The organism is Nostoc sp. (assembly GCF_041747015.1).
Classification (GTDB): Bacteria; Cyanobacteriota; Cyanobacteriia; order Cyanobacteriales; family Nostocaceae; genus Nostoc.
In genome coordinates, this window is the sequence record NZ_JBGTFY010000057.1 from 1 (window position 1) to 22,770 (window position 22,770).

The 22,770-nt window shown below is 42.7% G+C and carries 18 protein-coding genes, 1 tRNA gene and 1 pseudogene; 8 read left to right on the plus strand and 12 right to left on the minus strand.

Annotation, left to right across the window (positions count from 1 at the left end):
• Window positions 1-230: 230 nt before the first annotated feature.
• The gene (locus tag ACEW80_RS04295) at window positions 231-1,739 is read right to left on the minus strand and encodes a UbiD family decarboxylase (protein ID WP_373525400.1); all 1,509 of its coding nucleotides are present in this window, start codon (window positions 1,737-1,739) and stop codon (window positions 231-233) included.
• A 908-nt stretch (window positions 1,740-2,647) separates the two neighbouring features.
• The gene (locus ACEW80_RS04300; protein WP_373525401.1) at window positions 2,648-3,370 is read right to left on the minus strand and encodes a carbonic anhydrase; all 723 of its coding nucleotides are present in this window, start codon (window positions 3,368-3,370) and stop codon (window positions 2,648-2,650) included.
• A 334-nt stretch (window positions 3,371-3,704) separates the two neighbouring features.
• On the opposite strand from ACEW80_RS04300, the gene ACEW80_RS04305 reads away from it, so the two are divergent.
• Window positions 3,705-5,015 (plus strand): hypothetical protein, encoded by a 1,311-nt coding sequence (locus ACEW80_RS04305; protein WP_373525402.1) that lies wholly within the window; start codon window positions 3,705-3,707, stop codon window positions 5,013-5,015.
• Between the two features lie 819 nt (window positions 5,016-5,834).
• Here ACEW80_RS04305 and ACEW80_RS04310 read toward each other — a convergent pair.
• From ACEW80_RS04310 to ACEW80_RS04320, 3 genes are all read right to left on the minus strand, one after another.
• A complete protein-coding gene (locus tag ACEW80_RS04310) occupies window positions 5,835-6,563 on the minus strand; it encodes an ABC transporter ATP-binding protein (RefSeq protein WP_373525403.1) in 729 nt (242 codons plus the stop codon).
• A 77-nt stretch (window positions 6,564-6,640) separates the two neighbouring features.
• Window positions 6,641-6,865: an indolepyruvate ferredoxin oxidoreductase subunit alpha gene (locus tag ACEW80_RS04315; protein WP_373525404.1), complete on the minus strand. Its 225-nt coding sequence runs from the start codon at window positions 6,863-6,865 to the stop codon at window positions 6,641-6,643.
• 160 nt (window positions 6,866-7,025) lie between these two features.
• Window positions 7,026-7,205: a hypothetical protein gene (locus tag ACEW80_RS04320; RefSeq protein ID WP_373525405.1), complete on the minus strand. Its 180-nt coding sequence runs from the start codon at window positions 7,203-7,205 to the stop codon at window positions 7,026-7,028.
• 106 nt (window positions 7,206-7,311) lie between these two features.
• On the opposite strand from ACEW80_RS04320, the gene ACEW80_RS04325 reads away from it, so the two are divergent.
• The gene (locus ACEW80_RS04325) at window positions 7,312-7,494 is read left to right on the plus strand and encodes a hypothetical protein (RefSeq protein WP_373525406.1); all 183 of its coding nucleotides are present in this window, start codon (window positions 7,312-7,314) and stop codon (window positions 7,492-7,494) included.
• Between the two features lie 65 nt (window positions 7,495-7,559).
• Here the strand turns inward: ACEW80_RS04325 and ACEW80_RS04330 are convergent, their stop codons facing one another.
• From ACEW80_RS04330 to ACEW80_RS04350, 5 genes are all read right to left on the minus strand, one after another.
• A complete protein-coding gene (locus ACEW80_RS04330) occupies window positions 7,560-8,774 on the minus strand; it encodes an ATP phosphoribosyltransferase regulatory subunit (protein ID WP_373525407.1) in 1,215 nt (404 codons plus the stop codon).
• Complete coding sequence (locus tag ACEW80_RS04335; protein ID WP_373525408.1) at window positions 8,774-9,727, minus strand: tetratricopeptide repeat protein; 954 nt, start codon at window positions 9,725-9,727, stop codon at window positions 8,774-8,776. The genes ACEW80_RS04330 and ACEW80_RS04335 overlap by 1 nt, the downstream gene beginning before the upstream one ends.
• A 74-nt stretch (window positions 9,728-9,801) precedes the next feature.
• Window positions 9,802-10,614, minus strand: coding sequence for an inositol monophosphatase family protein (locus ACEW80_RS04340; protein ID WP_373525409.1), 813 nt, complete (start codon window positions 10,612-10,614; stop codon window positions 9,802-9,804).
• Between the two features lie 85 nt (window positions 10,615-10,699).
• Complete coding sequence (locus ACEW80_RS04345; protein WP_373525416.1) at window positions 10,700-11,221, minus strand: thermonuclease family protein; 522 nt, start codon at window positions 11,219-11,221, stop codon at window positions 10,700-10,702.
• Between the two features lie 145 nt (window positions 11,222-11,366).
• Window positions 11,367-11,735 carry a 2Fe-2S iron-sulfur cluster-binding protein gene (locus tag ACEW80_RS04350; protein WP_373525410.1) on the minus strand — a complete coding sequence of 123 codons (369 nt, stop codon included), beginning with the start codon at window positions 11,733-11,735 and terminating at the stop codon, window positions 11,367-11,369.
• 106 nt (window positions 11,736-11,841) lie between these two features.
• On the opposite strand from ACEW80_RS04350, the gene ACEW80_RS04355 reads away from it, so the two are divergent.
• From ACEW80_RS04355 to ACEW80_RS04370, 4 genes are all read left to right on the plus strand, one after another.
• Window positions 11,842-11,926: transfer RNA gene (locus ACEW80_RS04355), tRNA-Ser, on the plus strand.
• 367 nt (window positions 11,927-12,293) lie between these two features.
• Window positions 12,294-12,974, plus strand: a complete 681-nt coding sequence (locus ACEW80_RS04360; protein WP_373525411.1) for a HEAT repeat domain-containing protein — start codon at window positions 12,294-12,296, stop codon at window positions 12,972-12,974.
• 75 nt (window positions 12,975-13,049) lie between these two features.
• The gene (locus tag ACEW80_RS04365; RefSeq protein ID WP_373525412.1) at window positions 13,050-13,616 is read left to right on the plus strand and encodes a phycobiliprotein lyase; all 567 of its coding nucleotides are present in this window, start codon (window positions 13,050-13,052) and stop codon (window positions 13,614-13,616) included.
• A gap of 409 nt (window positions 13,617-14,025) precedes the next feature.
• Complete coding sequence (locus ACEW80_RS04370; RefSeq protein ID WP_373525413.1) at window positions 14,026-15,213, plus strand: family 10 glycosylhydrolase; 1,188 nt, start codon at window positions 14,026-14,028, stop codon at window positions 15,211-15,213.
• Window positions 15,214-15,447: 234 nt separating this feature from the next.
• Here ACEW80_RS04370 and ACEW80_RS04375 read toward each other — a convergent pair whose 3' ends face one another.
• The gene (locus ACEW80_RS04375) at window positions 15,448-16,968 is read right to left on the minus strand and encodes a site-2 protease family protein (RefSeq protein ID WP_373525417.1); all 1,521 of its coding nucleotides are present in this window, start codon (window positions 16,966-16,968) and stop codon (window positions 15,448-15,450) included.
• A 194-nt stretch (window positions 16,969-17,162) separates the two neighbouring features.
• On the opposite strand from ACEW80_RS04375, the gene ACEW80_RS04380 reads away from it, so the two are divergent.
• Window positions 17,163-17,876 (plus strand): MBL fold metallo-hydrolase, encoded by a 714-nt coding sequence (locus ACEW80_RS04380; RefSeq protein ID WP_373525414.1) that lies wholly within the window; start codon window positions 17,163-17,165, stop codon window positions 17,874-17,876.
• A 312-nt stretch (window positions 17,877-18,188) separates the two neighbouring features.
• Here the strand turns inward: ACEW80_RS04380 and ACEW80_RS04385 are convergent, their stop codons facing one another.
• A complete protein-coding gene (locus ACEW80_RS04385; protein ID WP_373525415.1) occupies window positions 18,189-18,359 on the minus strand; it encodes a hypothetical protein in 171 nt (56 codons plus the stop codon).
• A gap of 359 nt (window positions 18,360-18,718) precedes the next feature.
• On the opposite strand from ACEW80_RS04385, the pseudogene ACEW80_RS04390 reads away from it, so the two are divergent.
• Window positions 18,719-22,678 (plus strand): annotated as a pseudogene (locus tag ACEW80_RS04390) (AAA family ATPase); the annotation flags it as partial.
• Window positions 22,679-22,770 lie beyond the last annotated feature (92 nt).

The window sequence follows — 22,770 nt, forward strand, 5'->3', positions numbered from 1 at the left end:
AATAAAATGCAGTTATCGTATGAAGCTTATTAAGTGTGAAACAACCTAGTTATGTAAAAAAAATAACTAGTCCGACGCGTTAGTGAACTAGTTTTTAAAGAAATCCTCTTCTCATGCTATGAGTATTATTACTCATCCACAAATAGTAAAAACTGCAAAAGTATAGGCAGTTAAGAACTTTAAATGTAGGGTGCGTTATCGGTGAGAGTACGGCGCAGCGATCCAAAATATTACTTCATATCGTAGCCAAACAAATTCGGGTCTACTTCTGGTAACTGCAACTCAGCTAAACCATACTCCGCCCATCGCCTCTCTACCATCGCCGCTACATCCGGGTCTGACTCTAAAGGCAAACCCCATTCATGGTTTGTTTCCGGCGGAATTTTTGTAGTCGCATCAATTCCCATGCGTCCACCTAAGCCAATCTTTTCACTGGCAAAATCTAACGTATCAAAAGGTGTATTTGGCAAAATAAATACATCGCGCACTGGGTCAACTTTAGAACTAATTGCCCACACAACTTGACGCGGATCACGAATATTTATGTCTTTATCCACAACAATTACAAATTTTGTGTATGTAAATTGTGGTAAAGCACTCCAAAACGCTAAAGCTGCCCGTCGCGCTTGTCCTGGGTATGCTTTATCAATAGAAATAATCGCCGCTTTGTAACTTAAAGCTTCCATTGGTAGGAAGAAATCGACAATTTCTGATACTTGTTGTCGCAGTATGGGAGTATAGATACGATTTAATGCGATCGCCATCATCGCTTCTTCTTTAGGTGGACGACCGCTAAATGTTGTTAAATAAATTGGATTTTTCCGGTGCGTCATACACTCAAAGCGAATCAACGGCGAATCTTCTACACCCCCGTAATAACCCATGTGATCACCAAAAGGTCCATCTGGCAAAACTTCCCCCGGCGTAATCGTCCCTTCAATGACAAATTCGGAATCTGCGGGAACTTCTAAATCTACAGTTTTACATTTTGCTAACTGCACACCTGAACCGCCGTACAGTCCAGCAAACAGCCATTCTGATAAATCTATAGGTATGGGTGTGGCCGCTGCCATGATAATTAAAGGATCTACACCAAGTGCGATCGCAACTTCTAATTTCTTCCCACGTTCGGCCGCTTTTCGCAAATGCCTCGCCCCACCCCGCACCGATAACCAGTGAACTGTCATCGTATTCTTAGATTGTAGTTGCAAACGATACACCCCGACATTTGGAGTCCCCGTTTCACAATCTTTGGTAATCACCAGCCCCAGCGTGATAATCTTGCCAGCATCACCAATGTAAGGACGGATCAACGGTAACTTGTTTAAATCTAAATCATCACCTTGAAGCACCACTTGCTGACAAGCGGGGAAAAAGTCCCACCCTGGTTTTGCTTTTACCACATCAAACAGCACCTTACCAAAATCTATCGCTTGAGAAATCTTCTTCGGCGGCTTTGGCTGTTGCAGCATACTCAATTTTTTGCCCAGAGTTTCCAATTCCTCTGGATGCTGCATATTCATCGCCCAGCAAATCCGTTCCACAGTTCCCATCAAATTCACCGCCACTGGGAAGCAAGCGCCTTTGACGTTTTCAAACAACAACCCTGGACCACCTTTTTGCAGCATCCGGTTAGAAATCTCAGCAATTTCTAAATCAGGGTCAACTAAAGCTGAAATCCGCCGTAATTGTCCCCTTTCTTCTAAAATTTTAATGAATCCCCGCAAGTCTCTCGCCATTGTTTTAGTAAAGCTGATTATTTAAGAAGTGTGAAGCGCTTTCTTATATTATTAGTCATTTGTCATTAGCTATGGGGCATTAGGAAGAGACAAAGAACTTGTACCCTTCATTTCCCCATCCGGGAAATTGTTGAATTTAATTGTAAGTTAACCTATTTAGTAACTTTTCTTAACTGCGTTTTCCAAAGTATTTAGTTATTGTATCTGAGGATACGCAATTATTTTGTAGAAATAAGCGCTAACCAAATCAAACATGGCCAGAATATACTATACCTTCCTGGCTGGCGGACTTGTTATATGTCCACTGCTAGGTTTATTTGTTACAAATGAGATGTAAAGGCGTACAAATGTACACCCTTAACCAATGTATAAGTTAATACGCTTGGGTTAGAAGCTTATTGGTTTTTTACCTAATAGATATTTGGTATTTCTGAACTCATCGAACTTACGTAGATTTAACTTAAATTCATATTTAATTAGCAAAAAGGCTTATAGCTTTCTCAAAACTTCATATTTAGTAAGCAAAATGAGCTTTGGCTTACTAAATATCAGCTTTGACTTACTCAAACCCCAGTTTGCTTTCTCATTTTGGTGTTTTCCGCAAGTAAAATGAGCTTTGACTTACTCATTTTGGTGTTTTCTGCAAGTAAAATGAGCTTTGACTTACTCAAACCCCAGTTTGCTTTCTCATTTTGGTGTTTTCTGCAAGTAAAATGAGCTTTGACTTACTAAATTCGTTTATTTGCTAGTTTATTTAAGTAATTCACGCATTCATTCCCTCCTGCAAAATAGTCAAAACCCTTAACCCAAGGATATTGATGTATAAGTAGTCAGAAAATATTTTATAGCTAATAATTTTTTGCAACACCATTAAACTAAGAATTTTACGCCTAAAAGGTGTGAGATGTTCAAGTAATAATGTTGACTTTACCAGTATCAATATCGTAACAAGCGCCAATAATTTTTAGTTTACCTTCACGAAGCAGTCCGGCTAAAATTGTTGAGCTCTCCTGCAATTTTTCAGTTTGATATTGAATATTAGCTATAACTGCATCCTCGGTTAGATCGCTAGTTGTGAATTTTATCTTTGCTAAAGCTGGTTTGATACCCTCAATAATCAAACCAATCCTGCCAGGAAGTGGTTCATTTTTGATTGCTTCTGCTACTGCACCGCATCTTGTATGACCCAAAACCATAATCAATTGCGAACCCAATACTGTTGTAGAATATTCCAGACTACCAATAACCGTGTCACTGACAACATTACCAGCAACTCGCACGACAAATAAATCTCCAAGTCCTTGATCAAAGACGATCTCAGCAGCGACTCTAGAATCTGCACAACCCAATATAGCAGCAAAAGGATACTGAGCTTTCGCAACTAATCGCAGATGTTCTAATGATTGATCAGGATATTGACGTTTTTGATGGATAAATCTTTGATTACCATCCAGCAAGCGTTTTATAGCTTCATTGGGACTGATTGAATTAGGGTTAACTGGATGAATATCAGCAACAGCAATTTGTTGGGTACTCCAAAAGCGATTGCTAAAAGTAGTAGCCGCAACACCTACCACACTTGCGAATTTTAAGAAATCACGTCGCCCTACGAATCCATTAATTCTACTCATGAATTTTCCTGACAACTGATGTGTTGTCAGGAAGATATCAGACTCAAGCAAGATGTAAGAGTACGCGCTTACACGATTTAAGAGTCATTTAATCTTCACATTACATCGTAAATTTAGAACTTATATACTGTACAGATTGGCTATTATGTGCGTCAAGTAAGTTTGAGATCATTTGTCAAATTTAAAGCCAGACTTTGCCATAACCAGAGCAGTTTTTCTTATACATCATCTTCTGGTTACGAAAGAGTATAATTCGTGTCAAGAGCCAAAACTATCTATTGTTTGTATTTCCTGTGTTTTTTTGGGAATACTTGACATAGTACTAGGTATAAATATGGCTTTTTTAAACAAAATAAACTGGAATTTATTACGCAGAAATGCTCCAAATAGCTCTGGGATAGATCCGTCTGCTCCCAGTCAACCATCTGTAGTTCAAAAGAAACCTACAACATTGTCAGCCCCCAAAAGCCTTGCTGAATTAAAGCATGAAATGGAGTTAAAGGGGCGGATTCTCAAAGCATCCCCTCAGCAATTACGTAGCAAAGCCAAGGGTAGTATAGGTAGTAAACTTATTTGGATAGCAATACTCATAGGCATTCCCGTTGGTGTAATTTGGGTGGCGAACCAGCCTTATCCGGTGATTCGCCGTCCGGTAATGCTTCATGCGCCTTTTTTATTGCTACCCAGCTACATCAGCATGGATAATCACTATCGCCAGGCGTTGGTATCAGTCGAGCAAGCTGAACAATTGATTGAAAAAGTTACTAGCACCGCTGATTTGGCTTTGGGAGAAAAGAAGCTAAAAGAAACACAAAAACATCTAGATCAGTTACCAACTTCCTTTGTCAACGATTGGTCACAATACAGATATTGGTGGTATGATTCGCGTTTTAGCATCTACGGTTTTAATGCATTTCGGAGTAAAGTTGGGCAGCTAGAAGCTCAGGTTTTTCAGGAAAATAATGCTCAGTCCTTGCTTACCGATCAGATGCTGACTTTCTTAAATGCAAAACAGCAATATGAACGCGCTACAACAGCAAGTGATAAACAAACTGCAATAGCTGCTTGGCAAACGGCGCTGAATCAATTCGAGCAGATTCCTGGTCAAACTCTGGCAGGAAAAACTATACAAAATCAACTAGATAATTATCAGCGTGAGTTTCAGGAAGTTGTGGGATTGGCAGCAGGGAACGATCGCATCAGCGCCTTAATCACCGCAGCGCGGCAATTTTCCTGGCAAGCTGCTAAAGCTGGTCAAAATCCGCCACACGCTGTAACTGAATGGCAACAAATAGAAAGTTTGTGGATGGAGGCAATTGAGCGGCTCAAAGAGATTCCTTCTAAAGACGTGGCCGGTTATACCAAAGCACAGAAGTTATTAGCAATTTATGAGGCTAATTTAGGTCAAGTTAAGGTCAGACGGCAAGCTGAGGCAAATGCTGGGGAGGCAATGGAAGCGGCGCAGCGAGAAATCCAAAGCTTGTTGGTTTCAGATCATAATATAGAGCCCAATCGTGTGTTGAGCCAATTGCAAAGTATTATTAATCAATTAGAAAAAGTCCAAAATGGCACAACAGCCTATCCGAAAGCTCAAGAGTTACTACTATCGGCAAATAATAAACTGAGGCAGCTACAGGTTAAGTAAATAATGGCGATGCCTACGGCGGGCTACGCCTACGCTTTGGTATATCAATACCTTCGCCCGTGAAATGGTTAACTCCATTTGTACTATGTGTTTTCTGTTTGATTTCTAGCCAGTTGTGGTGAAGCGATAACGCTCGCGCTACTTTTATACTGCATCCACCATTTAGGGTGGTTTTGAAAACGCGGGCATTAACAACTGGCCATTGGGTAGGATTTTTGAGATATAAGGGAATCCATTCCTCATCCAACTTTCTCAATGTTCCTGTAACCCTGTTGATATCTCAATTAAAACTGCAACAGAAAAATTTTTGATGCCAAATTGCCAGAACCACTCAATCTTTTTAGATTAAGGCGAAGGTGAGCCTTTTCGTGCCATACAAAAACGCCCCAAGTTTCCTCTCGAACGGCTTTGCAAGAGTTGTTAAGACTCAGCAGTGTATCAAAAACGGTTCAGTATACATTCCGATTCGGTCAGGTTTCTAGCAGATGCGGATAATTTCCATTTTGGTCACTTTTCCTTGAATGAGCGTCCTGTTTTACTTCTCTACTTGCTGTAGATGGGATTAAGAAACGCCAGGATAATTGGGGAGAATTATTTGAGCATCGAAAATGAAGGTCGCGGCAGTGGCAGGAAATGTTATAGCTTTTGCTATTAGTTAACGTCGGGGCAGCCCGCGTAGGCATCACTATCGCCTAGTGAAGCCCCTAGTATTAAACTGGTGTTGTGTTAAACGGAGAAAACTCGAATTGCCAAGAAATGTAAAATTGTTAACAGCAGAATTGACACTTGTGCATTCGAGTTGTAGGAATTTACTATTACTTAATGTCTATTACCTGCTCCTAAATACAGCTCACCCACTTTCGGGTCATTCAATAATTCTTCACCAAGGCCAGAGATAGCATCGCGTCCAGACTCTAATACATATCCGCGATTAGCCATCTCTAATGCCTTACGGGCATTTTGTTCCACTAGTACGATCGCAGTACCCGCCTGATTAATTTGTTTAATCTGCTCAAACACTTGTGTTACCAGGATAGGGGATAAAGCAGCAGAAGGTTCATCCAAAATCAGCAAACTAGGTGACAACATCAAAGCTTTGCCCATCGCTAGCATCTGACGTTCTCCTCCAGATAGAGTACCAGCACGTTGACGACGGCGATCGCTCAGTCTAGGAAACATCGTAAATATTTTATCTTTGATTGGTTTTAGGGGAACGTTAAGTACAAAAGCACCCATCTCCAAGTTCTCTTCAACACTGAGAGAGGGGAAGACATTGGCGATTTGCGGTACGTAGCACATTCCTCGTTGAACGATTTGATTCGACTTTAGCCCCACGATATTTTCACCTTTGAAGGTAATTGTGCCTGTATGGGGGAGCAAAAGCCCAAAAATTGCTTTTGCCAAAGTAGATTTACCAGCACCATTGGGGCCAATCACTGTTACCAATTCCCCTGGTGCAACTCGGAAATTCACACCTTGCAAGATATCTACGTCTTGGATGTATCCGGCATAAACATTTTGAACGTCTAGTAAATAGTCATTTGTCATTGGTCACTTGTCGTTTGTCATTGGTCAACAGTCAAGTCAAGCATAACTATTGACTATTGACTGTTGACTATGGACTATTACGGAGTTTTTTGCAACTCCGGTCGTTCTTCTGCAAGAATCGCCCCTTCTACAGGGCAAACTTGGAGACATATACCACAGTCGATGCAGGTGGCAAAGTCAATCCAGTACCAATCGTTTCCTTTGACGTTTTTGCCTGGGCCGTCATGAATGCAAGCAACTGGACAAGCATCTACGCAGTCAGCGACACCTTCACAGACTTCTGTAACAATCGTGTGTGGCATATTCTCGATTCCCTCTCTTCTGTATCGGCTATTTCTAGCCTAGCAGGGGAGTGGGGATTGGAGATACTGATGTCAAGTTGAGTGTGCATGAGACTGCAATTTGTATTTATTACTAGCTCATAACTCGGAATTTTCAAATTTACCCTTAGTAGTAACAAAATTAGGATTTTTGGCGTAAGCAAACCGTCTTGGCTATTATAGACTGTAAAATATATTGCTCTATGAGGTTCAGTAATATTTCTCCTGTTCGACGCATTGATTCATCTGCAATCCCTTTTGGCTCAATGGCTTGCAGTATCTCTTCTCCCGTTTTCTTACTCGAATCTAGTTTTTGCGTCATCTGTCATATTTTATTATGTTCTGTCTCCCAACATTCCTTATTTTTCTCGCCTCCCCCTATTTATTGAGCCGATACGGATTAATTAGCCCACAAGGAAAGGTGAGTTATGAGTCAACCGAAGCCGAATTTTGAACAAATGACTATGAAAGACCTAAGAGAGTACATCTTGGCTCATAGAGACGACGAAGATGCTGTTCATACAATGGCGATATGTCTTCGCAATCAGGGGAAAACAGGTACAGTTGAAGAGTTTTTAGAACACATCAAACAGCAAACTCAGGAAAGGTAAAAGGGAGTGGGGAGTGAGGGAGAAGAATTAATAACCAATGCCCAATGCCCCATGCCCAATTCCCACTAACGCAATGGTTCAATTTTAGGTGAGCCATCAGCTTTGATCCAAGCAATTTGGGCTATGCTGCGATCGCGTGCATATTGGCGGATAGCGTCTGTATCCCTTTGCCCCAAATCCATTTCTACCCGCACCAGATGAGTAGAATCTCTGAGTTTTTGTGCATAGGCAAAGGCGGCGGCGTTAGCACTCGGCGTCTCTGGTACTACCAACCAATTACTAGCTGGGGTTGCCTGTGGTAATTGCTGAGTAGATAACAAAACTTGGTATAAATCTTCGATATTGAGTCCAAAACCAATTCCAGGGATATTTTCTCCTTGGGGATGATATAGCCCCAAAAGCTGGTCGTAGCGACCACCGCGCCCTAAAATTCGGGCTTGTGATCCGGTATCCTTGACAACTTCAAAGACGATGCCCGTGTAGTAATCTATGGTCTGAATGAGGCTGAGGTCGAGGATTAACGGGAATTTTCTCTCTGATTCTAGTAATTCTACTAGGGATTTGAGGTTATTCACTGCCTCTCGCTGTTCTTTATCTAGATCCAAACTACTGACTTTTTGCAACACGTCTGCACTAGAGCCGCGTAGATCCAGCATAATTCTGGCCCGATCGCGCAGTTGATCACTCAGGGGTAAACTATCTATAGTGATGCGGTCAAGATGAGCGATCGCACTGCGAACTTTATTTTGTAAATTAGCAGGAAAAGCACTCAGGAGCGATCGGGTGATTCCTGCCTCACCTAAAATTAAATGCCATTCCTGCAAACCTAGTGCTGCTAAACAATCTGCTACCAACAGCAATACTTCTGCATTTGCTAGCAATCCGCCAGCACCTAACAACTCCACTCCAGCTTGATAAAACTCTTGCTGGCGATTGTGCCTACTCTCCCAAGTGCGGCGAAATACATTGGCGTTGTAGTACAACCGTTGCGGATAACGCAGACCTGCCATCCGAGTGACAACGGTGCGAGCAATAGACGCTGTTAATTCTGGACGTAGCCCTAATTCATCATCTTCGCCATTTTGTTGTACTTGAATCACCATCTGGCGCTGGATTGCTTCCCCTGCCATCAGGGTATCCATGCGCTCTAAAGTCGAGGTGATAATCCTGTGATATCCCCAACGGTGAAACACCTGCTGTAACCGCTCTTCAATCCAGCGTTTTTTTTCCACATCCAAGGGCAATAAATCCCTGGCACCCGCTGCTGGTTGATACACCATTATTTTTTCTTCCCACCAAACAAACCACCGAACAAACCACTACCAGACTTATCTGGTTGCTTATCTTTATTATTGGGGGATGAAGTCACCTTATGATCACTAGGTTGTTGTCCTAGAGCTTTATCTATTTTAGGTTTCCATTGCAATGCTGTTTGGTCATTAGGATCTAATTTTAGAGCGTTATCGAAGTGGATTTTTGCCATTTTTAGCTGATTTTGCTTCAAATACACCATTGCAATTAAGCTATGGCAGTGACTATTTTTAGGTTCTAGCTTTAGGGCATCTTGCAACTCTACCTTGGCTTGGGCAAATTGGTTTTTGTCAATCAAAGATTGAGCGCGACGAACATACTGTTCTACAATCGAGTCTTCTTTTGGTGGCGTCGGTGCTGGTGGTGTATTTTTTGGTGTATTTGGCTCAGATGTACCTGATTGGACTTTGGGTTGAGCAGGTGGCGGCGGCGCTGGGGATGCTTTGCTTGCGCTCCGCATTAAATACACTAAATTCAACTCACTAGCTTGGGCAATGACTTGCAGCGCTTGTTCTAAAGAATCATATTGGGTTTGGGCTAGTTTAGCGATCGCAGTTTTATAGAAATGATCGATATTAGGGGCATCAGCTAACTGTTTAGCCAAATCGGTGTTTAGAGTCACCGAAGTAGACTCTTGTACTAGGCGCTTGCCAATTTGCGGCAAAACTATAATATATTCTGCACGAGTGCGATCGCCAGACAGTTTTTCGTAAGCTGGGTTAACCAACTTTGATAACAATTCGTTCCCTAGCTCTTTTTGAGCCGCACTTTCAGTAAAACTACTGTCCGGGTGCAAACGGCGGGCGATTTGGAGATAGCGTTTGCGAATCTCTTTGACATCTGCATCAACTGGGACGCACAATATTGCGTGATGATCTATGAAATCATATTTAAATAGTCCACGATCTATTTTGAAAGACATATAGAGGTCTTGCACCAAACGAGCAGTTAGATTTCTATTAGTTTACCCAAAGTCTGGGGGAAACCACCCACCTGCTACACCCAGGCTGATAGTGGTGGAACTTGTAACAGTTCACTACTGAGAGTGTCGTGAATATAACCATTTGTTGCAAGAATTCTACCAGACTCAATTTTGAAGGGAGTGCCATCGTAGGCGGTGACTTTGCCGCTAGCTTCTTGTAATAAAATTATCCCAGCGACAATATCCCAAGGAGAAAGTCCTCGTTCCCAGTAACCATCGACACGTCCACAAGCAACATAAGCCAAATCTAGCGCTGCTGAACCGCTACGTCTGACTCCTTGGGTAAGATGGGTGAGGTGACTAAATTCTGCATAGTTGTTATCAGAGGTTTCGCGGCGATCGTAGGCAAATCCTGTCACTAGTAGGCTCTTACTCAGTTCCGATGTTTTTGAAACTTTGATGGGACGACGGTTGCGCGTTGCTCCTAAGCCAGTAGCGGCACGAAATAGCTCATTGTGGAAGGGGTCGTAAATTACACCAACTTGCGGAACGCCATTAATTAGAAGCCCGATAGAGACGGCGAAGAAGGGGTATTGATGGGCGTAGTTAGTTGTGCCATCTAGGGGATCTATTGTCCAGAGGTATTCATTCTCTTGATTACCTAATTTCCCTGATTCTTCAGCGAGGATAGAGTGCTGAGGAAAGTGACCGCGCAAAATTTCTAAAATCAACTCTTCTGAGGCTTTATCAGCAGCAGTGACTAAATCACCAGGGCGTCCTTTTTCAATAATTGCATCTTCTAACTTACCCAAGTAACCTTGCAAAATAGCACCAGCAGCTAAGGCCGCTTCTGTCGCAATATCTAGAAAAATTTGTAGATTTGTCATTTGTCATTTGGCAAAACAGTTCCGAGTTCCGAGTTAAGAGTGCTGAGTAAAGAAATGAGATTTCCTACTCGGTACTCATTACTCATTAAAGATTTTGGCGGCGAAACTCACCGGGAGTAAGACGCATGGGTTTTTCTGGCTTCCAGATTCCTTGTCCCATGAGTCTAGCCCATTGTTGGGCACGTTCTAAACGCTGGTCATATTTGTGATTAGGCGATCGCCCTACAAACATTGCATTCCCTTGTTTCACCAATTCTTCATTCAACAACACCTTATTTTTCCACACATAAGCTAGAGTTCGCCCAATTTTATCTTTTGCTTCTAAATCAAACTCCAGCATTACCGATTGTTCTGCACCACCAATTAGATCCTCTAACTGTTCTTTTGCTGCTTCCCCCCAAGGCCGCTGTCGCAAATCTGGTGCATCAATCCCCACTAACCGCACCTGAGAAATCAAATTTGGTTGTTCAGCCATGCCCAACACTTCCAAACTTTGTCCACTAACTACCCGCGCTACCTTCACTTGAGCCTCATTCTTAAGCAGTTGGTTTTTACCTTGGCAACTCACCAAAAGCAATAAACAACCCAAAATAGCTATTTTTCGCATCCAGATACCACTCAAACTTCTCTCTGCGCCTCTGTGCGGCAGTCGCTTCAAGTCGGGAGACCCGACGCCAGATGCTTCAAGTCGGCGGAGCCGCCCAACGCACTGGCTCCCCAACGCGCTGCCTTGCCTCTGCGTGAACAAAATCCTATTCCTCATCTAACGGTAAACCCGCTTTAACTCTCCCCCTAGCAAAATAGCGTCCAAACTGGAGTTCATAGACTTCATCTTCATCTTGCGTCTCCACCTCCAAGTCAGAACGGGGGTAACTCACACACAACAAGGCATAACCTTGCCGACGTAAATCTGGCGACAATCCGATCGCCTCTGGTTGATAAATTTCTCCCGACAACACCCTCACAGCACAGGTGGTACAAGCCCCATTCCGGCAGGAAAACGGCAGTTCCACCCCTTTTTTTTCGGCAGTGTGCAGGATATAGCGGTCTTCTGGCACTTCTAGACTGTATGTTTTGCCAGTAGCGCGATCGCGAACTCTAATTGTGTATGTACAGGACATCTGGATTTGCGTTTAGGAATTAGAACTTTCAGATTCAATCTAAAATGTCATTCTTTATCTTTGCATTTTCTGGGATTTCATAGTATAATCGTAAATCGTGGCACCTGGAGAGGTGGCCGAGTGGTTGAAGGCGCACGCCTGGAAAGTGTGTTTAGGGAAACTTAACGAGGGTTCGAATCCCTCCCTCTCCATTTTCAAAACTAATCTAAATATATAGTTTGAACTAAACTTGTACAAATAGTTGAGTTTTTACATAGCATTCAGCTCACACTCCCTGAAGGGACAGATGTAAGGCTTCTGCCGATTGAGCTAAAAGTCGCTGTACTTAACAGTCATACCCTTAACCTACGTCTCCTCTTCATACTTCAGGCACAGTTAAGTGTTAAGTCTGACTGCTAAATTCAATATCCAATCTCGCTCGCCCAAAGTAATATTTGTTTATTTTTCACTCATAATCGAGCCATTTTGTAAAGTCGCTAAACTCCTACTTTGCCACGGCGACAGCCTAATGAACTGATTAGGTAAATTAAGATAAGTAAAGAAAATACTTTTAACTAAATGACAAATCTCAGCTTAGAAGAAATTTCTACTCAGTTAGAAAGTCCGAATCTGCGCGATCGCATGGTAGCCCTGGCTAATCTGCGTCATGTTTCCCCTAAGGATGCAGTACCTTTGATTAAAAAGGTATTAGAAGACGAATCTTTGCAACTGCGATCAATGGCAATATTTGCCCTGGGAATCAAGCCGACACCAGAATGTTATGCAATTTTGGTGAAAATTCTCGTAAATGACCCCGATTATGGTATACGTGCTGATGCTGCCGGTGCTTTAGGATATTTGGGTGATGCTAGAGCCTTTGAGGTACTGTCACGGGCATTTTATGAAGATACTGAGTGGCTAGTACGCTTGAGTGCAGCCGTTTCTTTAGGTAACATTAAAGACCCTCGTGCCCGTCAAATTCTGCTTCAGGCATTGGATAGCAAAGAAGTAGTGTTGCAACAAGTTGCAATCTCTGCACTAGGAGAAATTCAAGATATTGAGTCTGTCGATCAGATTCTGCGCTTCGCCCAATCAGATGATTGGTTAGTAAGACAGCGTTTGGCAGAAGCCTTGACAAATCTTCCCACTCCCAAGAGTATCTCAGCTTTAAAATACCTAGAAAAAGATAATCATTTCAACGTTGCTGAGGCAGCCAGAATTGGCCTCAAGAAGCTTGAAGAAATAGGCAATCAAGCTTAATATTAAAACCTCCTGCTACCTTTTAATAATCATTAAGTGGTAATCTTAGCATTTTGATGCAGGGTAATTTCATTCATGAATATTGAAGAATTTTTTCAGTTAAGCGCTGGTAAATGGTTTTCTCATCGTACTAGTCAACATTTGGCTTTAAATCAATCTGAAAATGGCAAGTCAGACATCATCATTGAGACGCTGACAGTAGATCATCCAGAAGTGATCAAACTGTGTCAACAGTACGAAATTAATCCTAGTTCCGCCTCCTGTGGCACTAAAATCACCTGGAACGGTACGATGGAAAAGGATCAAGCAAAACACAGTGGTTCAACTGTATTAGTTTCAATACCTGATGCAGATAATCCGGCTCAAGGCAAGTTACTGCGGGAAATAGTTGATACGGAGAAAACCCCAGTTGCCGGACGCTATAAAATTGACAGTGATGATACTTTGATCCTAACTACAGAAGATGAAACCATGTCATCAGAGGAACGCCTGTGGTTTGCTAGCCCCAATTTGCGAATGCGGGTAAATGTCTTTAAGAGTTTTGGTGGATTTAGTATCACTTCCTTCACTTCTGAGATTCGCATGGGTGGGTTTCCACCAGCCGAAAAGGTTTCAGAGGCAGCTAATCCAGTATCGAATTAGTTTTAATCAGGGCTATTTCATTCTAGGCATAAACCGCCCAAAACTAAAGTTCCTTTTCTTATAGCTAAAGTCCGTTAAAACGGACTATAACATGAGTCTCAGTCGTCTTTAGACGAATGAGTGCTATTAGACTCAGAATTCATTCTGAGGCGGGCTAGATGAGAATGAAATAGCCCTGGTTAGAGTACGCCCTAATTAGTCATTGGTTATAGCAGCTTGCAATATTAAGGAGCGATTTGAGCAAGTTTTACGATTGGTAGTAAAGCAGAAAACATTGGTTTGAACAATTGGGCTAATCAAGTCTGTCGTCAAATAACTTTTTAGAGCTTATATCTGGAAAACATAGATGTGAAATTGTAGCAATCTATATATATATAGATTAAGATTGCCAGACAATCATCACATTAGTATGTCACGCCAAAACAACAAGCCAAATGGATGTGGATGCTCAAATATTCCGTTCTCTGTAATCATAATTATCTTAGGAGGTGGTTATTGGTGGTTCAGCCAACAAGGAAATTTAGACATTAGCAACCTTTTATCTAAGATTCAACAAATAACTATTCCTATTTTAAATCCTACTCCCACTCCAACTAATTCTTCAACTCCCACTTCCTCTTTATCAAGCCCTTCAAGTCTTCCTCCTAATAAGCAAGTTTCAGTTAAACCAATAACACTTCCAAAAGCACCATTACCTCCAACTCCTTGGAAGAAAAAAGTAATTAGAGGAATTTATTTAAGTCGCTACCAAGTCACTAATAATGCTGATGAACAAACAATTCGTCAGAGAGTTCGTTACTATCGCTCTCAAGGAATTAATACGATTATTCATGGTGTTTGGGGTAATGGTTGTACGATGTACAATAGCGATGTTATGCAGCAAACACTAGGGTATAGAAGTTGTCCAAACCTGTTTCAAGACCGATGGTTAGATTGGTTGATTGATGAAGCTCACATACAGGGAATGCAAGTTCACGCTTATTTCGAGAAAGGTATTAAAATAGATAAAAACAGTCCAATTTATGATTTAGCAATTTCTCAGAAATGGATTGTTCCAGGTGTGGATAAAACCTATGTTGGAATTGATCATTATGTTCTTGATGTGGAGATTCCTGAGGTTGCTAGTTTATTTAAAAATATCTTAGTAGAGTTCGTCAAAAAATATCCGAAGATTGATGCAGTTCAATGGGATGATTATCTAGGTTATCATGCTGAATTACCCGGCAAAATTGATCGCACGGCTAAATTAACTAATTTTTTGCAGCAAATGATAACTGCGATGAAACAAGCTAATTCTTCAGTTAGTTTTGATATTTGTCATCATAACCCTTACTGGGCTAAACGATATTTTGCAGCTGATTGGCAAAAATGGAATGTTGATAGGGTGTTTATTCAAGCTTATAATGAGGCGAATTTCAAAGAAGAATTAAATTATGCTAAAAACTATGCCGGAATTGCGATTACTGATAAACAATTACATCGTTTAAAAGAATTAGTAAATAACAAGGCAATCAAGAGTATTTTAATTTTTCCTCTGGCTGGAAAACCGGAAGAAACAGCTTCTAGGATAAAAACCTTGACACAAAACAACAACTAAGATCAAAAATAAACAATAGCAATCCTATAACAACTGAGTTGTAGACAAAAAGACAATTAGCGCAGTAATTGAGCTATGGGATAAAATGCCCATTAAAGCGCTACCTAAAAACGAGGATAAACCATAGCGAGTGCTAAAAATGCTATGAACTTTAGCACGTTTTTGCTTTTGGTTAATTTCATGGTTGGAAAAAAGGAAAGTTTAGAGACTTTGCTATCTCTATCCTGATACTTTTTAAATTTGCAAAAAGTTAGCGATCGCCTGTGGTAATGGCAAAATAATTATAATCAACAAAGCCATTGCCAGTAATCCTAAAATATCACGTTTGTTATCCAATTCAGTAACATCATTCAGTGCAGGTTGATCGCTCAACGGCATAAATAATAAGATAATCGCCCACAACAAAAATTCTTCCCGAACTAAAGCTAGTAGTAGCAACAACACGCGAGCAATTTGACCAATTACGAGTGCGGTTCGTTGTCCAAACATCGCATGGACAATGTGGCCTCCATCTAGTTGTCCCACAGGCATCAAATTTAAGGCTGTAACAATTAGTCCGAGAAAACCAGCCACTGCCACCGGATGCAAGTCAAGAGCGGATTGTGCCGTTAACTGGCTTCCCAAAGCTAACTTCGAGAGTAGCGCCACTAAGATGGAATACTTGGGACTAAGGGCATCAGGATTCAAAAGTCGGGTTTTTTCAGTCAGGGAAACCACGTCAGAATGAGCCAAGCCCCATATTATTAATGGCAATGTAACAATAAAACCTGCAATTGGCCCAGCGATACTAATATCAAACAAAGCTTTGCGGTTAGGAATAGGACTACGCATCTTAATAAATGCGCCAAATGTTCCCAAGAAGAAAGGCACGGGAATAAAGTAAGGCAACGTCGAGCGAATATTGTAGAATTTAGCTGTCAAATAATGTCCAAGTTCGTGAATACCCAAAATAGTCATCAATGCTAAGGCATAGGGTAATCCTTTGAATAGGACATCTGGGTTAGATAAAACTTTGAACAAAGAGCCCATTTGCCAGATAGGCGGAAGAGTAACCCCAGCAATTTCCACACCTACCAAGGTAGTAGTTAGCAAAGTAGCTACTAGCAGTAGAAGTGCTAATCCTGGTCGAGTTAACCGTTCTTGTTCGTCTCGTGGTGTATTTGTCTCTTTAGCAGCTTGAGTGTTGGGAATCAAGACAAAGAAAGGTTGGCCATTTAAACCTTCTTGAAAAATTAGCAGGAAGCGATCGCCAAATTGTGCTTCAATATTAGTCTTAATCTGCTGGTAGGCGTTGCTGGCTTGAGTTCGCAACTGACCACGGCAAATTACAGCTTGTGGTCGATACTCAATATTTTGAACGTAGTATACAGACCAAGGAAAACAATTTCGCAGTTGGGTTTCTTCTTTTAGCTCAATGGGACGCACTATCGGTTCTGGGGTAGGCTGGATAGCCGGCTGTGATTCTGAAGCTTCGGCTGGAGCTTGGATTTGTGTATCTGTTGGCGCTTGACGCCCCCATTGAAACAACATCCAGTACAACAGTGGACAAATAAATAACGACCAAATGATCAGCGTTGGCGGCGGAGATTGTTTCGCTCCATACATCAGCGTCCATCCGCTCAACAGAAATGCTGGTGTCATTAAAACCAGCCATAACAACCATACTGGCGTGCGAGTGAGGTGAGCAACCCTCTGCTGCATCATTAGATAAGTAGCTAGCCCCAGTAGGGGGAGAATTAGAAACCAAAATGCCATGTTATCTTCAGTAATTTGGACAAAACGCCCCACTAGTAGCTTCAGCACCATAGCATTAACTACAAAGTGGACTTCAAACACCAATTTTTTTTAACGACGGTTAGCAGTGCTAGTTAACCCTCAAGTTTCAATTCTTCAGAATTTACACACTGTAACCAAATTATCCACAACTCCTCAGTTTCGGTTCTTTACTCATGTCCCCTTTACCTCAAGTGCCAAGTCATACAACTAAGCCACCACGGGCTGTCTTCCCTAACGAAAGTTCTCTGCAATCGGACTTCGCACAAGAGAGCATTTTTGCTTTTCCACCCAATCGGGACACATTAGGGGGAACCTCTTATTTTATTGTAAGAAATGAAGGCAATATCCTCATAGATTGCCCTGCCCTAGACCAAACAAATCAAGATTTTTTAGGAGCGCATGGTGGCGTGCGTTGGTTATTTCTCACTCATCGAGGCGCTATTGGTAAAACCGCTGAAATTCAGCAAATCTTGGGCTGTGAAGTGCTGATTCAAGAGCAAGAAGCTTATTTATTACCAGGTTTAACCGTAACTACTTTTAGTCAGGGATTTACTCTCGATGCAGCGACACAAGTGATTTGGACACCTGGTCATTCTCCCGGCTCATCTTGTCTATACTACAGTGAGCTTGGAGGTATATTGTTTTCTGGTCGCCATTTAGTTCCTAACCAGCAAGGTCAACCAGTGCCATTACGGACAGCGAAAACCTTTCATTGGCCTAGGCAAATTCAGAGTCTTCGCTTCTTGTTAGAACGTTTTACACCAGAAACTCTCCGCTACATTTGTCCTGGAGCTAATACAGGCTTTCTCAGGGGCAAGCGCGTCATAGAGCCAGCTTATCAACACCTCACCTGTCTGGATTTACCAGCTTTGCTGCGGATACGTTGAGGCTTTGCGAAACCCAACAAACCTGCCCAAATGTTGGGTTTCGTTCCTCAAACGCCAGATGCTTCTCCTTGCCGGAGACGCTGCGCGTAGCTTGCTTCCCCGCAGGGGTACAAGTCGGGAAACCGCAAGGGCGCAGTGGCTCCCCAACCTACGCAGCTTAAGGTTTTTTGCGCTAACTGAACCGTATTAGTCTATCAAGGATAATTGACGAGCACATTCTCTGTAGAGACGGCGATTTATCGCGTCTCTCTAACGTGTCAGTCCTTTAGACGCGATAAATCGCGTCTCTACATGAGGGCTTTCTGGCCTATCTCAAGCGTATTGGGGTAAAACTGGACTGACTTGTGTGTACACCTTAGCCGTTTGTTGATGCAACAAAGGTGTAGGTCGATGCAACAAAGGTGCGAGTCGATGCAACAAAGGTGTAGGTCGATGCAACAAAGGTGTAGGTCGATGCAACAAAGGTGTAGGTCGATGCAACAAAGGTGCAGGTCAAAAGAAAAGACTTGTGTATACACCGTAGCCGTGTAGGAGAGAGGTCAAAAGTGTACTGCACCCAAGCGAGAACCGCTATAATCCAATACAGTTCAGTTAAGCATTTTTTCCTTCTCTCTGTGTCGCGCCAGGTGCTACAACGGGGGGAACCCCCGCAACGCAGTGGCTTCTCTGCGTCTCTGTGGTATTTTGCGGGAAGCCGCTCCGCGTCTACGTTAAAAAATGGACTTTGACAAAGGATTTTAGCCTTAACCCCTAATCCCCAATGCAAGTTTTGTAACGTTTGTTAAACAAGGTATTGTCCTGGGAATTCTAACCTTAGTACACAGGAATTCTCGGAAAAAGTTATGAGCGCAAAAGTTGATGGAACTGTAACGATCGCTGGCTACCAAATTATAGAGCAACTTTATTCAGGTTCTCGCACCCAAGTGTATCGAGCAGTTCGAGCAGGCGATACCTTCTCTACGAGACGCTACGCGAACGGTGGGCTTCTCTACGAGACGCTACGCGAACGCCAACGCCTACCAGTTGTGATCAAGCTTTTAAAACGAGAATACCCTACCTTCAGTGAATTAGTCCAGTTTCGCAACCAATATGCGATCGCCAAAAACCTAGATATTCCCAGCATCATCAAGCCCTACAGCTTAGAAGCTTATCGCAACGGCTATGCCCTAGTCATGGAAGACTTTGGTGGTGTTTCCTTACGAGAATTTACCCAAGGAAAACCACTGACTTTAGAGCAATTCCTTGCCATTGCTCTGCAACTACTAGACACGCTACACCTGTTACATCAACAGCGCGTCATTCACAAAGACATTAAACCAGCCAACATCCTGATTCATCCTGACAGCAAACAAATTAAGCTGATTGACTTTAGTATTGCCTCGCTTCTACCACGAGAAACCCAGGAAATCCAGAGCATCAACGGGCTGGAGGGAACGCTAGCGTATCTTTCCCCAGAGCAAACCGGACGGATGAACCGGGGCATTGACTACCGCAGCGACTTCTATTCATTAGGTGTGACTTTCTTTGAACTATTGAGTGGAAAATTGCCCTTTGAGTCTCATGTGCCACATTGCGAAACTTCCCCCCTTCGTCTGCGATTTGAATCCCGATTTGCCCTTGATGCTGGGCGAGATTGTCCGCAAATTGATGGCGAAGAACGCCGAAGACCGCTATCAGAGTGCGTTGGGACTTAAATATGACCTTGTTACCTGCCTAGAACAATGGCGAGAAACAGGCAAACACACCTGGTTTGAATTGGGACAGCGCGATATCAGCGATCGCTTTCTCATACCCGAAAAACTTTACGGACGCGAATCGGAAGTGCAGACGTTACTGGCGGCATTTGGTCATGTTGCCAATGGTGGCTCCCAACTGATGCTGGTGGCAGGTTTCTCTGGCATTGGCAAAACCGCAGTCGTCAATGAAGTGCATAACCCGATAGTCCGGTGGAACGGCTACTTCATCAAAGGAAAATACGACCAGTTCAACCGCAACATTCCTCTATCTGCTTTTGTCCAAGCCTTTCGTGATTTGATGGGACAGTTGCTGAGTGAAAGCGATCGCCAACTGGAGCAATGGCAGAGCAAGATTTTAGCGGCAGTTGGTGAGAACGGGCAAGTTTTGATCGAGGTGATTCCGGAATTGGAGCAGATAATCGGCAAACAGCCTGCGATCGCCGAGCTATCGGGCAGTGCGGTACAAAATCGCTTTAATCTGCTGTTCCAAAATTTCATTCAAGTCTTCACCACAACAGAACATCCGTTGGTGATGTTTCTCGATGATTTGCAATGGGCAGATTCGGCATCGCTGAATTTGCTGAAGCTGTTGATGGGGAGCAGTCGCGGTTATCTATTCATTATTGGCGCATACCGCGATAACGAAGTGTTTGCGGCTCATTCACTGATGTTAACGCTAGATGAAATTCAAAAGACATCTTCAGGTGTCAACACTTTGACTCTAGCTCCCTTGAGTCAAGCAGATGTGAATCATTTAATCGCCGACTCCCTGAGTTGTGCAACTGAACTGGCATTGCCGTTGACAGAGTTGGTTTATCAAAAAGCCCAAGGAAATCCCTTTTTCACGACTCAGTTTTTGAAAGCGCTGTATGAAGATGGGCTGATTACCTTTGATTGGGAGACAGGTTTTTGGCAGTGTGACGTAGGGCAAGTGCGTAGACGCGAAGCGGCTTGTCGTCAGACATCGCTTGCTCTCACTGATGATGTGGTGGAATTTATGGCCCTACAGCTTCAAAAATTGCCACCCAAGACTCAAGATGTTTTGAAACTGGCAGCTTGTATTGGCAATCAATTTGATTTGGCGACGCTGGCGATCGTTTTGGAAAAGTCGCAGACAGAAACCGCTTCGGACTTGTGGAAAGCATTACAAGAAGGATTTATCATTCCCACCAATGAGGTTTACAAATTTTATCAGGATTCGTCATTGGTCATTGGTCATTTGCAAAGGACAAATGACAAAGGACAAATGACAATTTACAACTTCTTGCACGATCGCGTCCAACAAGCGGCATATTTCCTGATTCCAGAGGAGCAAAAACAGGCAACTCACCTGAAAATTGGGCAACTGCTGCAATGTTGCTCAACCCGCAACCCCTTGAAGACTCTGGTGATGTGCCAGTTAGCTTAATTAATACTGTCAAACGCAGCTTAAAACCAGCAGTAATTGTTAATGCTACGGTGCATCTGCAATTAATCAATGACCCGTATATTCAGCAACAGCAGCCCAAGAGTATCTTGTGCAGCCCGATTTTGCATCAGGGTAAGTTGCTGGGCATATTGTATCTGGAAAATAACCTGACAACCGGAGCATTTACCAGCGATCGCGTCGAACTGCTCAACTTACTCTGCGCTCAAGCTGCCATTTCTCTGGAAAATGCCCGACTTTATCAAAATTCCCAGAACTATACTCAACAGTTAACCCAATCTCTAGCAAAATTGCAGGCTAATGAAACCCGCTTCCAAAATTTGGCGAATAATATTCCTGGTATGGTGTACCAATTCCGTCTGGCCGCCGACGGTTCAACTTCAACACCCTACGTTAGCTCTGGCTGTTTCGACTTGTATGGTTTAGCACCAGAGTCGGTGATGACAGGGACAGATAGCCTTTACGCCATGAATCATCCTGACGATCAACCAGCTATTGCCCAAGCGATCACCGACTCTGCCCAAAATCTGACACCGTTTGAGCATGAATGGCGGATTATCCTGCCTTCAGGAACCGTGAAATGGATTCAATCTGCGGCTCGGCCAGAGCCACAAGCCGATGGCGCAATCCTCTGGGATGGGGTAGTGATTGATATTAGCGATGTCTACGAAGAGCTTCACTTACGCAAACAGGCCGAAGCATCTCTAGCCAAAGAACGAGAGTTCTTGAATGCCATTATTCACAATATTACCGATGGAATTGTTGTTTGTGATGCTAGTGGCAAGTTAACCTTATTCAATAATGCAACTCGTGAGCTTCATGGCTTACCAGTGGAATCATTACTAGCAGAAGAATGGGCAGAACACTTCGATCTTTATCAACCTGATGGTCAAACACCTCTGTCAATCACAGAAATCCCTCTGTTTCGCGCCTTGCAAGGAGAAATAGTCGAAAATGCCGAAATGGTAATTGCGCCGAAGCATGGTTCTAAGAGAATTTTGTTAGCAAGCGGACAAGCAATCTTCGATCCTTTGGGTAATAAAGTCGGTGCAGTAGTTGTGATGCGAGATATTAGCGAGCGCAAACTTGCTGAACTTGCCTTGCAACAAAAATCACTTGACTTAGAACAAGCGCTAACTGATCTGCAAAACGCCCAATTACAAATGGTGCAAAGTGAAAAAATGTCTGCACTGGGCAACTTAGTTGCTGGTGTAGCTCACGAAATGAATAATCCCCTCGGTTTTATTGCTGCCAGTCTAAAACAAGCTAAACCTACCTTCGCTGATATTATCGAACACCTGAAACTCTATCAAGAAAATTTACCCAACAAAACTGATGAAATCAAAGACCACGCCGAAGAAATCGACTTGGATTATAGTTTAGAAGACTTGCCCAAGATGATTGATTCCATGACGATGGCGTGCGATCGCCTGAAAAACATCAGCACCAGTTTACGAACTTTCTCCCGTGCCGATCAAGATTACAAAGTGCCGTTTAATATCCACCAAGGCATTGATAGCACGATTTTAATTTTGAAACATCGTCTCAAGTCCAATGAAAAGCGTCCAGCCATTGAAGTGATAACTGAGTACAGAATTTTACCTCAAGTTGAGTGTTTTCCTGGACAATTAAATCAAGTAGGGCTTGCTGAATAAGTCTCCAGAGCGAATCTAGAAGCCACACAGCTTACAAAATAGTAGTTTCGTCGCTTAGTTTCCCAATTTGCCCGGCG